11 protein-coding genes and 2 pseudogenes are annotated in these 16,564 nt (G+C 52.7%); 4 read left to right on the forward strand and 9 right to left on the reverse strand.

From position 1 onward, the window contains the following. Positions 1–5 precede the first annotated feature (5 nt). The 3 genes from OMR58_RS03760 (at position 6) to OMR58_RS03770 (ending at position 4,694) form a co-directional block, all read left to right on the forward strand. Positions 6–2,126 carry a S9 family peptidase gene (locus OMR58_RS03760; RefSeq protein ID WP_264545304.1) on the forward strand — a complete coding sequence of 707 codons (2,121 nt, stop codon included), beginning with the start codon at positions 6–8 and terminating at the stop codon, positions 2,124–2,126. After that, positions 2,123–4,345 carry a TonB-dependent receptor domain-containing protein gene (locus tag OMR58_RS03765; protein WP_264545305.1) on the forward strand — a complete coding sequence of 741 codons (2,223 nt, stop codon included), beginning with the start codon at positions 2,123–2,125 and terminating at the stop codon, positions 4,343–4,345. Before OMR58_RS03760 ends, OMR58_RS03765 begins: the two co-directional genes overlap by 4 nt. 208 nt (positions 4,346–4,553) lie before the next feature. Next, positions 4,554–4,694 carry a hypothetical protein gene (locus OMR58_RS03770; RefSeq protein WP_200560237.1) on the forward strand — a complete coding sequence of 47 codons (141 nt, stop codon included), beginning with the start codon at positions 4,554–4,556 and terminating at the stop codon, positions 4,692–4,694. Positions 4,695–5,481: 787 nt separating this feature from the next. On the opposite strand, the gene OMR58_RS03775 is transcribed toward OMR58_RS03770, so the two are convergent. Next, a complete protein-coding gene (locus OMR58_RS03775) occupies positions 5,482–6,792 on the reverse strand; it encodes an MFS transporter (RefSeq protein WP_264545306.1) in 1,311 nt (436 codons plus the stop codon). A gap of 354 nt (positions 6,793–7,146) precedes the next feature. On the opposite strand from OMR58_RS03775, the gene OMR58_RS03780 reads away from it, so the two are divergent. Next, complete coding sequence (locus OMR58_RS03780; protein WP_200560235.1) at positions 7,147–7,704, forward strand: UPF0149 family protein; 558 nt, start codon at positions 7,147–7,149, stop codon at positions 7,702–7,704. A 115-nt stretch (positions 7,705–7,819) separates the two neighbouring features. Here OMR58_RS03780 and OMR58_RS03785 read toward each other — a convergent pair whose 3' ends face one another. The 8 genes and pseudogenes from OMR58_RS03785 to nlpA form a co-directional block, all read right to left on the reverse strand. Then, entirely contained in the window at positions 7,820–8,149 is a 330-nt protein-coding gene (locus OMR58_RS03785; RefSeq protein ID WP_200560234.1) for a DMT family transporter, read from the reverse strand. A gap of 11 nt (positions 8,150–8,160) precedes the next feature. After that, positions 8,161–8,574, reverse strand: a complete 414-nt coding sequence (locus OMR58_RS03790; RefSeq protein ID WP_264545307.1) for a DMT family transporter — start codon at positions 8,572–8,574, stop codon at positions 8,161–8,163. Between the two features lie 37 nt (positions 8,575–8,611). After that, a complete protein-coding gene (gene cutD / locus OMR58_RS03795) occupies positions 8,612–9,559 on the reverse strand; it encodes a choline TMA-lyase-activating enzyme (protein WP_200560232.1) in 948 nt (315 codons plus the stop codon). A 59-nt stretch (positions 9,560–9,618) separates the two neighbouring features. Beyond that, positions 9,619–11,994: pseudogene (gene cutC / locus OMR58_RS03800) on the reverse strand (choline trimethylamine-lyase); the annotation flags it as partial. 260 nt (positions 11,995–12,254) lie between these two features. Continuing rightward, a pseudogene (locus tag OMR58_RS03805) lies at positions 12,255–13,622 on the reverse strand (acetaldehyde dehydrogenase (acetylating)); the annotation flags it as partial. A gap of 495 nt (positions 13,623–14,117) precedes the next feature. Further along, positions 14,118–14,636: a FidL-like protein gene (locus OMR58_RS03810; protein ID WP_200560231.1), complete on the reverse strand. Its 519-nt coding sequence runs from the start codon at positions 14,634–14,636 to the stop codon at positions 14,118–14,120. After that, on the reverse strand, positions 14,633–15,427 hold the full coding sequence (locus tag OMR58_RS03815; RefSeq protein ID WP_200560274.1) for a winged helix-turn-helix domain-containing protein: 795 nt from the start codon (positions 15,425–15,427) through the stop codon (positions 14,633–14,635). The genes OMR58_RS03810 and OMR58_RS03815 overlap by 4 nt, the downstream gene beginning before the upstream one ends. A 303-nt stretch (positions 15,428–15,730) precedes the next feature. Continuing rightward, positions 15,731–16,549, reverse strand: coding sequence for a lipoprotein NlpA (nlpA, locus tag OMR58_RS03820; protein WP_370569371.1), 819 nt, complete (start codon positions 16,547–16,549; stop codon positions 15,731–15,733). Positions 16,550–16,564: the final 15 nt, after the last annotated feature.

Consider the following 16,564-nt stretch of genomic DNA (forward strand, 5'->3'; position numbering starts at 1 on the left):
AAAAAATGAATCGCCTTTGGGGTCTGGCGATCGGCATTCTGTCGATCGCGCACGTAGCTATTGCCGAAAATCAGCCGGTTCCGCCGGTGGCACAAAGCCAGCCGTTTACCGTCGTGACGCACGGCGACAGCCGCCAGGATAACTACCACTGGCTGCGCGACGACACGCGAAAAAATAAAGCGGTGCTGGATCACCTCAACGCGGAAAACCAGTATGCCGCCGCGGTTGGCAAAGCGTGGCAGCCGCTGAGCCGCCAGCTCTATAAAGAGATGAGCGCGCGGCAGGCGCAGGATAACTACTCCCAGCCGTGGCAGAACCACGATTACACCTATCAGAGCCGCTTCCCCGAGGGGGCCGATTATCCGCTGTTGATGCGTAAGCAGGGCGACGGTGAGTGGCAGCCGGTGATGGACGCGAACCCGCGCAGCAAAGGACATGCCTACTACGCCATCTCCCGCTATGCCGTCAGCGAAGATAACCGCTATCTCGCTATCGCCGAGGACACGCGCGGCGAGGGGCAGAACCAGATCGCCATTCTGGATATGCAGCAGCAGCGCTGGTTGCCGGATACCCTGGCGCAGACCTCGGGCGATATGGTTTTCAGCCGCGACGGCAGCAGGATTTTCTACGTGCTGAACCACCCGCAGACCCTGACGCCGTATCGGGTGATGCAGCACGTGCTCGGTTCCAGCGCGGCGGATCGCCAGGTTTACCAGGAGGACGATGACAGCCTCTACACCGGAATTTCGCGTTCGTCTTCCGGCGAATATCTGATTATCACCCTGAGCGGTAACGACACGTCGGAAGCCCGGGTGCTGTCGCTTAGCGTTCCACAGGCCGAGCCGAAAATCATCCGCGCCAGAGTGAAAGGTCAGGAGTACTACGTCGACCACAACAACGGCCAGTTTTACGCGCGCAGTAACAGCTGGGATAAGAACTTCGGCCTGTACGCCTTCGGTTACCCGGAAGAGAAATGGCATACCGTTGTCGCGCCGCAGCCGGATCGCGAGCTGGAAAACTTCTTCCTCTTCGACCGCTGGCTGGTGATTGCCCGGCGCAGCGACGGGCAGACCCATTTTGCCAGACTGACCCTCGCTGACGGCAAATGGCAGGATCTGACCTTCCCTGATAACAGCTATATGGCGCGCCCCGGCAGCAACGGCGATGCGGCAGCGAGCACCTTCAACTACATCTACTCTTCGCTGGATAAACCGCTGGGCTACTACCAGTGGGATCTGAACGACGGCCAGTCGCGGCTGGTTCATCAGAAGCAGGTGCCGGGCGTGGATTTAAGCCTGTACCGCAGCGAGTTTATCAACCTGCCCGCGCGCGATGGCGAGTCCATCCCAGTATCGTTGGTGTATCGCAAAGATCTGTTCCGTAAAGGGGAAAATCCGCTGCTGACCTACGGTTACGGCGCTTACGGCATCAGCCTGGATGCGGCCTTTAGCGCCCCGCGCGTCAGTCTGTTGGATCGCGGTTTTGTCTTCGCGCTGGTTCACGTACGCGGCGGCGGCGAGAAAGGGATTAACTGGTATCTCAACGGCAAAAAAGAGCACAAGCCGAACAGCTTCAACGACTTTATCGACGCCTCCCGTGGGCTGGTTGAAAAGGGTTATGGCAGCCCCGATCGGCTCTACGGCATGGGCGGTAGCGCCGGTGGCCTGCTGCTCGCTGCGGCGGTGAATCAGGAACCGGAACTGTTTAAGGCGGTGGTGCTGCAGGTGCCGTTTGTCGATGTGCTGAACAGCATGCTGGACAAGACCTTGCCGCTTACCCAGCAGGAGTACGAGGAGTGGGGCAATCCTAACGATCCGGTTGCTTACCGGCAGATCAAGGCCTGGAGCCCTTACGACAATCTTACCCCCCGCGCCTATCCGACGATGCTGGTGACCAGCGGGCTGTATGACTCGCGCGTTCCCTATTGGGAAGCCGCCAAATACGTCGCGCGCCTGCGCACGGTCAACCGCAATCTCTCATCGCAAATCCTGCTGACCACCAATATGCAGGCCGGCCACGGCGGTCGCTCGGGGCGCTACTCCCGCCTTGAAGACTCCGCGCAGGCATTCAGTTTCTTGATTCACCTTGATAACAAAAATAGCCAGACACCAGGAGCACCGCGTTGAAATATTACTCTTTTGCTAACCTCGCGTTAGCCAGTTGCCTTGTTATACCTGCCGTTGCCAGCGCCGAGGGGGAAAAGGGTAGCACCGTCTTCTCCACCCTCAGCGTGTCGGACAGCAATCATAAAAAACAGGCTGATGATGTGGGGTCATCCGCCGAAACCTTCTCCACTCCGGGCGCGGTCAGCTCGCGGAGAGCCGACAAAAAGCTGCAAAGCCTGGACAATACCCTGCGCGGGATTCCCGGCACTTTCACCCAGCTCGATCCATTGCAGAGCGGGGTGAGCGTTAACATTCGTGGGATGAGCGGGCTGGGGCGCGTTAACACCATGGTTGATGGCGTGACGCAGACCTTTTACGGCATGGCACCGACCAACTATCACGGCGGCAGCAACAGCGCGGCTTCCGTGCTGATCGATCCTAACTTTATCGCCGGAATCGATATCACGCGCGGCAACAGCGCCGGTTCACAGGGGGTTAACGCCCTGATGGGCAGCGCCGGCATCCGTACTATCGGCGTGGACGATGTGGTGCAGGAAGGCCGCCAGGTGGGCGTGCTGAGCCGTTTCTCCGTCGGGGATAACGGCATGGGCCGCAGCGGTATGGTGTCGGTAGCCGGTAAAACGGAAGAGTTCGGTAACGGCGGCCAGCTCGGTGCGCTGGTGGGGATGAGCGGAACCACCACCTATGCCACCTATAAAAACGGCGCGGGTGAGAGCAGCAAAGACTTTATCGGCGACGATACTGACTTTATGAAGCAGAATCCGCAGTCGCAGCTGTATAAGCTGGATTTCAGCCCGGACCGCTACAACAAGTTTGAATTTAACGGTCGTAATTACAGCAATACTTTCACCCGCCGTGATATCACCAGCGATGACTACTCGCTGCGTTATAAATTTAACCCGCTCTCCGAGCTGGTGGGCGTGAACCTGCTGCTCAGCAGCAGCCGTTCCAATCAGAACTACGTACCGAATGCGTTCTCTAATTTCCGCAGCTCCTCCAGCACCAACAAATCTAACGCGGTGGATTTAAGTAACACCAGCCGCTTCTCGCTGGACGATTACGACTTCACTTTCCTGCTGGGCAGCAAGGTGATGAAAACCGATTACACCCGTCAGTTTACGCAGTGGAATGACACCGATCGCAATGCGTTTGCCCCGGCAGGTAAGCAGAAGATCGAGTCGCTCTATACCGGTCTGACGATTAACAAAGACATCTACCAGCTCGATCTGAACCTGAACTACACCCGCAGCAAGGTGAATGGCCACAAGCCTGCCTGCGCCGATAACGAAAAATGTTTCCCGCAGGGTGAGGCGGAGCTGAATCTTGACGATAAAGCCTTCAATCCGTCGGTGATGCTCTCTGCGCAGGTGACGCCGTGGCTGCAGCCGTTTGTCAGCTACAGCCACTCATCCCGTGCGCCAAACGTGCAGGAAGTGTTCTTTGCTAACGAGGGCGGTGCTTCAATGAACCCGTTCCTCAAGCCGGAAAGAGCAGAAACCTGGCAGCTGGGGACCAACGTGAATCTGGAGGGGCTGGTAGTGGAGAAAGATAAGCTGATGCTGAAGGCGTTGGTTTATCAGACCCGCACCAAAGACTACATCACCAGCGAAACGTTCTTCCTGTGCTACGACGGTTCGCTGTGCAAGGATGTTGATAATTCCGAGGCCGGTTTTAACGCCAACGTCTACGTTAACTCGCTCTCTCCGGTGCAGTCGCGAGGTTATGAGGTAGAGGCGAACTATGATGCGGGCCTCGCCTATCTGAACCTTTCCTACAGTGAGCAGTACACTAATCAGCCGACTTCGATTGCCAGTACGTCAAATCTGTTTGCCTATGACGATCTGGCCGATCTGCCGCGCCGCTATATTACGGCCGATTTGGGGGTACGCCTGCTGGATGAGAAGCTGACTATCGGTAGCCTGATTAAATATACCGGTAGGTCGAAGCGCCTCGATCCTGACTGGTGGAATTCTGACGATGCTACCGTCGTGACTAAGCACAGCATGCCGAAGATCCCAACGATTATCGATCTCTACAGCAGCTATCAGGTGACGGATAATTTGCAGCTGCGCCTGACGGTACAGAACGTGCAGAACAAGGATTATGCGGAAGCGCTGAACCGCATGAACCAGGATTTGAGTACGGCGGCCGAGGGTGTGTCGGTGAATACGACTGCGCGTGGTCGTACGTGGGTGTTCGGTGGGGAGTTCCGTTTCTGACGGGTTAAGCGTTAGCGTCTTCTGATTCACACTGACTGAACCGCTGTTTTTTTTGACGGCGGTTTTTTTGTGGTGTTTCGCTGGTGGACGGTGGCCCGGAGGCCAGCCTCTGCGGCTGCCGGACGGTCCTCACGTTATGCTGTATGATGTCTTCAGCCCGGTTGGTGCTGCTTTTCGCTGGTGGATGGTGGCCCGGAAGCCAGCCTCTGTGGCTACCGCACGGTCCTCACGTCGCGCCGTGCGCGATGCCTTCGGTTACGGCTTCGTGCCTTCCGGACCGGCCTGGAGCGGGCGTCCTGCCCGCGCCATGCCTGACGCCAACGTCCTGTTGGCGTCTCCTGGCTCGTAGCCTCCACCTCAGCGCTGCGGATTGTCCGGTAGCCGCAGAGGCTGGCCTCCTTTTATTGTTCTGTGCTCGCTTTTAACTGCTTAACTGCTTAACTGCTTAACTGCCCGACTGCCCGACGACTGAACTGTTGAGCTGCTGTAACTATGGTTTTAGGCGTCGCATATTTGTGAGTTCTTTGACGTCGAGAACCCATTTCAGAAATATGGACTAATACAGAAACAGTGGTGTCTTCTCTGAAGCAGCACCGGTACAGGTCGTATCACATTTCAAAATTAGATTTACGCGGTCGTATTGAATTGTTCTGAAGTGATTTTTAACTGACAGACAGCACTGCTGTATGAAACGGGCTGGTTGTATTCCCGATCGTACAATCCGCATCGCTGAATACAAAGAAAATGCCGGGATTCCTTCTTCAGACAACACGGAAGTCAGATAGCAGGCTGGTTGTGCCCCCGGGCGGGCAATCCGCAGCGCTGAACGGAGAGAGGAAGCCAGGATTCGGCCGCATGGACGCGGCCGAAAGGCACAGCCGCGCAGGACGCGCGTCTGTGCCGGTCTGTCCGGCTGACGAGCGAAGTGAGGGCACCGCAAAGCGGCGCGAGGACCGCCCGCCCGGGGGCACAACCAGCCAGCGCCAACTTCTGACTTTGCAAACGACCGTCTAAACCGATCCGTCAGGCTGACGAACGAAGTGAAGGCACAGCAAAGCGGCGCGAGGACCGCCCGAGCGGAGGCACAACCAGCCAGCTGTACACCACAGCCATCGACAACGCCGCTTCGCTACCCCCTAACGATTCACCAGCCTGGCAGGCAAAGCCACCACCAGTAGCGAACTGAGCAACAAACAAACCGCAAAAAACCACATCGCACCGCTGCTGCTGCCGGTCAAATCCAACGCCAGACCCATAATCGAATTACTCACCAGCCCGGCAATATTGGCCACCGAACAGGCCAGCGCAAATCCCGCCGCCGCCGCCGTACCCGTTAAAAAGGTCGCTGGCAGACTAAAGAACACCGGCACGGCACCAATAATCATCGCCTGCGCCAGTGAGAAAAGCAGAACCGTTGCCAGCACGCTGTGCCCGGCAAACGTGCTGGCCGCCATCGCCCCCGCACCGATGATAAATGGCACAATAATGTGCCAGCGGCGCTCACGCATACGATCCGAACTGTAGCCAATCAGCAACATCCCCACCAGGGCGGCCAGGCTCGGAACGGCCGTCAAATAGCCGATAGTACTGATATTGCTCACTCCGGCCTGTTTAATCAGCGTAGGCAACCAGAAACCCATGGCGTAGGCGCTTAGCAGAATCGAAAAATCGATGCCGCCAAGCATCAGTACGCGGATATTTAACAGCCCGTCGCGCAGTCGATGCTTACTCTTGCGGCCCTCCCGCTCATCGATTTCCAGATCCCGCTGAACGCATGCCTTCTCCTCCTGACTCAACCAGTTCGCCTGCGCCACGCTGTTGGGCAGCACCCACAGCGTCATCACACCCAGTAACACGCTGGGCAGCCCCTCGAGCAGGAACATCCACTGCCAGCCTCTCAGGCCATGAAGCTGATCAAAGTGGGTCATAATCCAGCCCGACAGCGGTCCGCCAATCAGGCTGGATAGCGGCAGGCCAATCATAAATAGCGCGATGATGCGGCCGCGTCGCCACGATGGATACCAGCGGGTCAGATAAAATAGTACGCCCGGCAGGAATCCGGCCTCCGCGACCCCCAGGAAAAAACGCAGCGCGTAGAACTGCGATGGTGTCTGTACCATCAGTGTGGCCGCTGAGAGCAACCCCCAGCTGATCATGATGCGGGCAATCCAAACGCTGGCCCCTACGCGCTGTAGGATCAGGTTGCTGGGCACCTCAAACAGAATGTAGCCAACGAAAAATAACCCGGCACCCAGACCAAAGGCCGTTTCACTGAGCTGCAGGTCGTTGGCCATTTGTAGCTTGGCAAGGCCAATATTGATGCGATCCAGATAGGCAGCCAGATAGCACAGACACAGAAAGGGGATCAGTCGCCAGGTGATTTTACGGTATGCCGCAATCGTTTGCGTTGCTGGCTGGATAGCCGGATGCACATCAGCATCAGTCATGGTTCTCTCCGGAATCTTAATGAAAGGCAGTGGGGAAAAGCGCACAAATTCTATCAGAGTTGGAACTTGCCGATAATCATTATCATTTAAAAGGGGCTTAGAGCCCGGTATCTGCGTGACGGATCTCACGAGAGGCGATGTTGTTTCGCACGCAAAGTTTGAGTTGTTGGTCCCGTCGGGTTCTACACTAGCTGGCCAGACTGGCTTTTAGCGCACCGGCGACGATAATCAATTTACAGGTTATCTGATGCTTTAAATCGGCAGCAGGATAGCTTTTTTCTGCACTGGCAACGAGAATACCCCCATACTCACCGGCGCGGCTGGTGAAAATGTTATGTGGAGAGAGGTAACGCTATGCAACAGGGTCCCCTGACGGAAGAACAGCTGGAATGGCTGGATGATATTTTAATGAAATATTCTACCGACACTTCGCTGGTCGATGCCTCCGAACTGGACGGCATGTTGACGGCCATCGTTTCTGCACCGGTGCCGATTCCGCCAGGTGAATGGCTGCCTGCCATCTGGGGCGGAGAGGAGGAGATGCCTGACTGGGAATCTGAAGAGGAATTCCGCCGTTTCCACGACCTGCTTTCCCAACATATGAATGATATTGTCGATCGTCTGACTGATTATCCTGACCAGTTCGAGCCGCTGTTTGGTATTAACACCGTTAACGGTGAAGATTACACGGTGGTAGAGGAATGGTGCTTTGGCTATATGAAAGGCGTTGATCTGGGAGACTGGTCTTCTTTGCCGCCATCACAGGAACCTTCTCTGCTGGTTATCGCCTTACACGGGCGTGAAGAGAACTTTGAGCGGCTGGAAACGCTTACCGTTGAAGAGTATGAAATCAGCGTTGAGGCCATTCGTCCTGCTGCAATCAGCCTGTATGTGAAGCAGCCACTGCACTAATTTTAAGAAAAATACGTTACTCACTGCGCAACAGGTACGACAAATCCTGTTACGCAGTGAGTTTATTAAACGTGTTTAATGTCCCGGGTGACCGAATAGTCAATTTATTTCTGGCTTACATGGTGGAGAAGGCATTCATAATGACACCACCAGAAATAATCAGCAGCATGGCAAATATCGCGGGTAAGTCGGGTTTCTGTTTGTATAAAATCATTGAGCAAAGCGTTACGCCCACAATACCAAACCCACACCAGAGTGAATAAGCCACTCCCACCGGGATTGTGCTCATTGCCCTGGTCAGTGCAAAATAACAAACGGCATAGGCAATAATAACCAATATGGAAGGTGCCAGTTTACTGAATCCGGAGGTTTTTTTTATCATTGAAGTGCCGGTTATTTCGGAACAGATCGACAATGCCAGCCATAAAAATCCCACGTTAGCCATGATAATTCCCCTTAGTGTGTTGGTGAACTTTTTTCAGTGAGTTCAGAGGGTAGAGGTGTTGTTTCTTCTGCATCTTCATTGCCCATGCGGGAAAATAAATTCATAATAATAATGCCGCTGGCGATAACCAGCATGCCGATAATCACTGCGGTATCGGGATGCTGGCCGTAAAACAGCATACCCAGCGTTGAAACGGTTAAGATGCCGGTACCTGACCAGGTGGCGTAGGCCAGGCCAACCGGGATATCTTTCACCGCCCGTGACAGGGAGTAGTAGCAGATACAGTAGAGCACAACGATAAGCCCCAGCAGCAGGGTTTTAGTCAGACCTTCACTGTTATCAAACATTTTTAATGTTGAGGTTGCTGACGTTTCGGAGACGATAACCAGCAGCAGCCATAGCCAGCATTTCTTTTTCGAAGACATGGGTAAACTCCTGAGTGATATTTTAAAAAATAATGAATTAATGGCGAACTAAACGGATATCAAAATCAAACGTTTTAAATCGTGATTCCATGTAATTTAATTCTTCCGGTGTATATGAAGGATCGTTTAATACCGGGTAGTCCATATCAAGTTTTTGATATTTACTTTTGCCAAGCTGGTGATAGGGGAGAATATCAATGCGGCGAATATTTCCTCGCCGTGAAAGTTTTTTTATATAATCAATTGCGGTGAGCACGGATTCTTCAGAGTCATTGTAACCCCGCACCAGTGGAATGCGGACAACGACATTGGCTCCTGAATCAACCAGCCATTCCAGGTTTCGTTTAACGCGTTCGTTGCCCATGCCGAACAGTGTCTTATGGTTCGCGCTATCCATTTCTTTCAGATCGAATAAAAAGGTGTCCGTAACGGCTGCCAGTTTCTTGTAATTTTCCAGCGGCGTTGTTCCCTGCGTTTCTACTGCCGTATTGATCATGACTTTTTTGCATTCGCTAAACAGCGCAACCGCAAAGTCCGTTTGCAGGCTCATCTCACCACCGCCAATAGTGACGCCACCGCCAGAGGAGGTATAGAAAAAGTAGTCCTGCATAATGACCTCCATCAGTTCGCTGACGGTGTAATCTTTGCCGACGATGCTGATGGCATCCTGAGTACAGATTTCTTCGCATTTTCGGCAGCCGCTACAGCCCGCTTCCCGGTTGATGAAATGTTTCAAGCTGCCGTTGATATTGGCCCGGTAGTGGGTCCCCGAAGGACAAACGCTGACGCAGTCGCCGCAGTCAATGCATTTATCGTGGGAGTACATCACCTGAAAGTTGCCGTTCAGGCCTTCCGGGTTTGAGCACCAGGGACAGCTGATATTGCAGCCTTTGAAAAAAATCAGCGTGCGAATGCCATCTCCATCATAAATTGAGTATTTTTGGATATTGAAAATCCGCCCCGTCAGTTCCTTAGTGGTCATCATTTCTACCTCATGCCTCTGTGTGAACGTCCCTGTTCATCGTTCTTCCCTGTGGATTATCCTCAGAATCCGTCAATTACCGTACGGCTGATAATTTCATCCTGAACCTCTTTGCACAGCTCAACGAAGTAGGCGCTGTATCCCGCCACGCGCACAATCAGGTCGCGATATTTTTCTGGCTCCTGCTGGGCTTTTTTCAATACTTCGTTGTCGACATAGCTGAACTGCATCTGGCCATTGCCCATAATTGAGGCGGTGCGCAGCAGCGTGATCAGACCTGTACGGCCTTCAGGTGTGTCGAGCAGCCCTTTCAGGAACTTGAAGTTGTGCACCATGCCAATGTTCATGGTTTCCACGTTCATTTTGCTGACCGACTTGATGATCGCCGTTGGCCCCTGTTTATCAGCGCCCTGGGTTGGGCTGATCCCATCTGACAACGGCATCCACGCCAGTCGACCGTTAGGTGTGGCGTTGGTCAGTTCACCAATTGGCGTGTTGTTAGAAATCGACAATGTGCCGTGGCTGAGGGTGGAGTAGAGCATGTCGTATTTACGGCACTCTTTCTCGGTCCATTCGGTAATGTCGGCGGCATACTGGTCAACGTAGTTATCGTCATTGCCATATTTCGGCGCGTTCAGACAGTCGCGGTGCATTGCCTCGTAGCCTTCGAAGTTGGCCAGCAGCGCATCACGCAGCTGTTCCAGCGTGTATTTCTTATCTTCGTAAACCAGCTTGCGAATGGCGGCCATTGAGTCAACGTAGGTCGCCAGTCCTGAGAAGATCAGGCCAGGGCCGTGGTTAATCATTGCGCCGCCTGCGGCAACATCTTTACCGCTTTCCATACAGCCCTCGACCAGCAGAGACATCAGCGGTTTTGGTGCGACGTCACGGTGTACGCGCTGGCTGATAACGGTGCCGATAGCCGACAGGCGAACAATATGCTCAACCTGCTTTTTGACCGCAGCGTCAAACTGCTCGAAGGTACGTAATTCACGCAGATCGCCAGTATCCAGGCCCTGATGGCTGTCAAACAGCACCATACGCCCACGGTTCAGTACAAATTCAATGGCCATTGGCCACTGGGTATAGCCGGTGGAGGTCCACTGATAGATACGACCCGATTTCTGCGGTTCCACGCAGCCCATCAGGCAGTAATCACGCGCATCGTCGAAATCAAAGCCTTTGCGCAGCATCATGCGAATATGCGAGTCATCGAAGTGACAGGCCGGGAAGCCCATTCCCGCTTTCACTACGTCGACAATTTTCTCCATGTATTTCTGCGGTGACTGGTTGTGAATACGGCATGCCAGCGATGGCTGGTACACTTTCACGAATCGGACCGCATCCATAATCAGGTAGGTCAGATCGTTACAGGCATCGCCGCCCGTGCGCTTCTGGCCGCCGACCGTGAGGTTGATAAAGGGCTGATAGCCAGCAAAGTATTTCGCGCCTGATTCGCTGGACATCCACATCAGCTCGGCACATTTGATGATAAAGGCCTCCATCATTTCCAGTGCGGTCTCCTCGGTGAGGCGGCCTTCACGGATATCGGCTTCATACATCGGGTAACAATATTGATCGACGCGGCCCAGAGACAGGCCGGTCTGGTTTTCTTCTACTTCAAACAGCGATTCGACAGTCCAGATACTTTGCAGCGCTTCCTGCAGCGTTTTTGGCGGATTAGCCGGTACGTTTTCGTTAACCTGCGCGATGTTCAGCAGCTCGGCTTTACGCTGCGGATCTTTCTCCGCCGCTGCCAGTTCGCGGGCGTGTGCTGCTATACGCTTAGCGTAATTAACCACGCCGGTGCAGGTTTCAATTGCCGCTTTGTAGAAGTAAATCCGGTCTATATCTCCTGGGTTTTCCATACTCAGTGCCGCCAGATGGGCTTCGGCATCGGCTTTAATGCCGTTCATCCCTTTGGTAAACAGCAGTACGTCGTAGCCAGGGCAGGTATCGCCGCCGCCGTTAATCTGGTGATACGAGAGATCGCTGACGAAGGTTTCACCGCTGAAAGACCATACGCCGGCTTCGCGATACTGTGCTTCACAGATTTCATCCAGCGAACGACCTTCCCAGAAGGGAACGATTTCTTCACGGATAGTTTTTTTATCTTCTTCGCTGATGACGAAAGGATCCTGTGGACGTGTGCCCATGGTGTCCAGTTCGTCCCGCACCCAGCGCCAGGCGATGTCCGGTGAGAACGCACCCGCCCGGGGCTTGCCGCAAGGATGGCCCACGATCAGTTCCTGGTCCTGAATCAGGATTGGTGCCGTTTCGCAGGCGTGGCGGAAGGCTTTTGCTCGCAGCAGGATAACAGGCAGGCCGGGGTTGTTTTTTACCACCTCGGTAAACGCTAAAGCGCGGTAAATTGAAACGCTTGGGCGTGCTTCAAGGTAGTGCTGGCGAAGATATTGTAGTCGCGGTGACAGCCCTTCAGTCACGCTGTTCTGATGCTGAGTGGCAGGAATATCCGTGGCGCTGAAGCTTTTCTTCGGCACATTATTATGTACGGGAGTCGCTAAAGTATCATGTTCCATATTACTCTCCTGAATCTATTCCAGTCGTTCTTAATACGGGTACGAGCTGTGCTCGCGGTGACGGCCACCTGTGGAAAAGGTGGCCGTGGTCCAGAGTGTGGTTATTGATGGATCACCGTTATTGCCGGGCTATACTCATGGCCAAAAAACGGCTACTGGCGCAGGTCTTCAATGGATCGAACGCCAAATCCGACTTTGCGAATGTTGACCAGGTTCATCGGTCCGACGTTATCGGAGGTAGAGCCACCGCCAATGGCTCCGCATCCCAGCGTCAGCGCCGGAGTGAGGTTAGTGGTGGCACCAATGGCCCCCAGCGCTGCCGGGGTATTGATCAAAATGCGGTGGACGGGTTTTTCCAGACTGAACTGGCGGATAACTTCCTGGTTCCGGGTATGGAGCACCAGCGTGTGGCCGAGCCCTTCGTTGTTTAACAGTTCCACGACCCGATCGCAGGCCGATTTCCAGTCATCTTCCACGTACAGCCCCAGTACCGGGCACAGTTTTTCGCGCGAGAAAGGATTTTGTTTTGAAACAACGGTTTGCACAGAGACAAGTACACGAGTATTGGTTGGAACGCTAAAACCGGCCATCTGGCTGACGGTCAATGCGGTTTTTCCCACCGTTTCCGGGTTGATGGTGTTGTTGGCGCGCATCAGCAGGGCGGAAATTTTCGCGCTCTCCTCCTCATTCATGAAGTAGGCACCCTGCGCCTTCAGCTCACGTTCAGTCTCTTCCCAGATGCAGCGTTCAACGATAATCGACTGCTCGGAAGCACAGATAACCCCGTTGTCGAAGGTTTTACTGGTGATGATGTCTTTCACCGCCTGGTGGACGTCTGCCGTGCGTTCGATAAATGCGGGGCCGTTACCTGGTCCGCCGCTAATCGTTGGCGTGCCGGATGCATAGGCAGCCCGCACCATGCTTTCACCGCCCGTAGCCAGAATGAGGGAGACGTCTTTGCTGTGCATCAGTTCCTGCGTTGCTTGCAGGGTCAGTTCGGTAATGCCGCTGACGATACCCGCCGGTGCTCCTGCGGCTTCAGCGGCCTTTCTTACAACGTCGATGGCCTTCCAGCTGCATTCACGAGCACCCGGATGCGGAGAGAAAACGATGGCGTTGCCGGATTTCAACGCGATGATGCTCTTATAGAAGATGGTAGAGGTGGGGTTAGTGGAAGGGACCAGAGCGCAAATCACGCCTAAAGGCACGCCCACATCCATCACTTTTTTTTCGTTATCTTCGTGGATAATTCCCACGGTTTTCATGTCTTTAATTGATTCATAAAGGAAGGTTGATGCGAAGGTATTTTTCAGTACCTTATCCTGCCAGTTGCCAAAGCCGGTCTCTTCACAGGCCAGTTTTGCCAGAGGTTCGGCCTGGGCAGCTGCTTCTTTGGCAACGTTTTTTACGATCGCATCAATTTGCTGCTGTGAAAATGTGGCCAGAACCGCCTGCGCTTTCTTGGCATTACGTACCAGGTCCCGCGCGTTCTGCCGGGAGAGTAAATCCTTATCCATTGTCATCATCAGTTATCCTTAATCAGGGTCAATAAAGAAAACCAGGCGCATCAAATTGTTGCTTTGAGGCGATGAGTTCACTATCGCCGATACGCGGTTGAACTTGTGCTGAACAACAGCAATAAGAACTCCGACTACATCGTGATTAAAATGCGTAACGAATGCTCTTCAGCTCACTATATCCCTGAATATGGAAATCAAAATTTAAATTCAGATTTTTGAGGTTTTTAGTTTTTTCATCTGAAATTTAGCGTTCACATGTCCTGTATTTACTTGTCTGTGCTGATTTTTACTGTGGCTGTGGTTGATTAAGGATGTCTGATTTCCTGGCTATTCGCAGGCGTGTCACTTTGTTAGCCCGATGCTAATGGTTTGAATATGAGTAAAGACAACCACCCATAAAACTGTGGCGTGCCTCATATTTCACTGGGTTTTTTAGCTTAGCGCTAAATACATAATGTGCTGTTTTTCAGTCTTGCGGATAGGGCGGTGGCGTTATTGAATTTAATTGAAAGTGCTGCCGGATTTTAGGGTGCAGATATATAAAGGTGAGTTGATTGAGCTGAATAACACGGTTTTGCTGCTTAGCCGACGTGCATTCAGAAACAGACCATCGCGACTGTCTGACATTTCACGCATGAAATAGTCAAAGATGATATCCGGCGACCTGTCGATTGAAGAGGCGCTTGCCTGCCACTGATTAATCATGTAGTGATTTTCCGCCGCTGAGACGTGCCTGACGCTATAGGTGAATTTGACGTAGCGCTGAAGATAGAGGGAGCCTTCATCCGAATCGGTATAGCCTTCCACCACCATGGAGCCTTTCCCGCCCGGGCCGAAGTTGAAGTGAACCGAACCGTTCACGTTTTCCTTATCCATATTTTCAAACCGCATGATAACGCGCGACGAACAGTCAATCTGCGTTGAAGCCTGGTGCGGTAGTAAACGCCAGCCGGTAAATGCCGCTGTTGCGCTAAATATCATCAACGAAACGGCAAAAAAAGATCTGGGATACATCTTCATTTTGGCTCCCATGAATAATAAAAGTAGTTATCACAGTAACCGAAAGGGATATTCCCATGAATGGCGCAGTGAGCGAGGAAAACGCGACCTAATCCTTTGGTCTGTAATTTGTCACTGTAGAAAAATATGTACCGCTGCCCGGGTTTGCAGGTAAGGTTAAGTTCATGTAAGACATTTAAAAAATTTTTTTCATAGTCGTGAGTGGTCACCGATCCGACCATATCCGTTGTGCCTGATAATTCACAGCCCTGGCCCGAGACCGAAACGGGGGAGATAAAAACCGGATGGAGACGGTTAATTAAGGAAAAGGGAAGCATTAAGAGCGATAAAACCAGCAATACGGCGCTGGCAATATTCCAGTTGATTTTTCTGGCCGCTGGAAAAGCTTGATGTTCTTCCACCATCTTCGGCGGCGTCGTCTGCTCAGAATGTACTTCTGGTGCGGGCTGAGGGGAAAGACTATCGAGCATCTCGACTGCAATATCCGGATTAAACTGCAAATTACCCCGCGAAATAGTCAAAATAATATTTTCTATATCATAGTGGCGGAATGTTTTGCGCAGCATACTCAGATACTGATTAAGGTTGCTGTTTGATGATGTTAAGCCGTTATCATCCCAGACTTTTTTTAGGACTTCTTCCCGGCTAACAACCTCCTGATGCTGCAGGAAAAACAGCAGTAGCGCACTGGCCGTAATCGAGAGCTGAGTATCCGGAGCATTACTGCCCGGCAGCGAAATGCTTCCGTCTGCGGCGTCATAAATAAGACTGGCGTTAATGTTGTATCGCATTGGCAGCTCATCCATGTTGCCCGTCATTAAGCAAAGTCATTATGAGATTGCTTACCCGTGTCTCAGTGAAGTTCTCCGTGGTTGAAAATAGTCAGAACGAAACAGGAAAGTAGCCAGGTCATGAGATTCATTTTACAGGTCGGATCATACCGATGAGCAGGTATGATCCTTCTTGATCGCGATCAACGGTGTGCGGCGTCGTTGAAGATTATCCAAATACTGTGTGGCTTTTCACAAATATTTGATTTTAGTAATCTAAACAACTGGCAGTGTTAATCATTATGGCACTGCGACTGAGTGCGATTACCAGCCTGCAACGGCACCGCCGTTGAAGATTTTATCCGCAGCGGCTGCCACTTCCGGCGACTGATAGGATTTAATAAAATCGCGAACGTTCTCAGCGTCTTTATTCTCTTCACGAGTCACGATGATATTCACATAAGGTGACTGCTTATCTTCAATAAATACGCTGTCACGCACCGGATTCAGCCCGGTTTGTTGAATATAGGTGGTGCTGATAATTGCCACCGTCACTTTGGCATCATCCAGCACGCGGGGCAGCTGTGCGCCTTCCAGCTCCATGATTTGCAGATGCAGTGGGTTAGCGGTGATATCCACGGCGGTTGGTAACAGACCGGTATCCGGTTTGAGCGTAATCAGCTTTTCTTTCTGTAACAGCAGCAGTGCCCGGCCAAGATTGGTGGCATCATTTGGGATGGCGATGGTGTCGCCATCTTTCAGTTCACTGATTGTTTTGATTTTTTTTGAGTAACCAGCCATTGGGAAAACGAACGTATTGCCAACCGCGACCAGTTTATAACCATGGGCTTTATTATCCTGCTCAAGGAACGGTCGGTGTTGAAACACGTTGGCATCCAGATCGCCGCCTGCCGTGGGTTCATTAGGCAGCAGAGAACCACTGAAACCAACCAGTTCAACATCTAATCCGTATTTCTCTTTAGCGACCGTTTTCGCCACTTCAGCGACATCCTGCTCCGCACCGTTAATGACGCCAACTTTAATATGATGGCTGTCAGCGGCTTTCTGATCGCAGCCGGTGAGTAGTAATCCCAGCAGAAGTGCGGTAGTGGTGACAGAACGAGTTATGGCAGGCTTGAACACGATATTTTCCCTGAA

It is taken from the genome of Erwinia sp. INIA01 (assembly GCF_025947915.1).
Taxonomy (GTDB): Bacteria; Pseudomonadota; Gammaproteobacteria; order Enterobacterales; family Enterobacteriaceae; genus Erwinia; species Erwinia coffeiphila.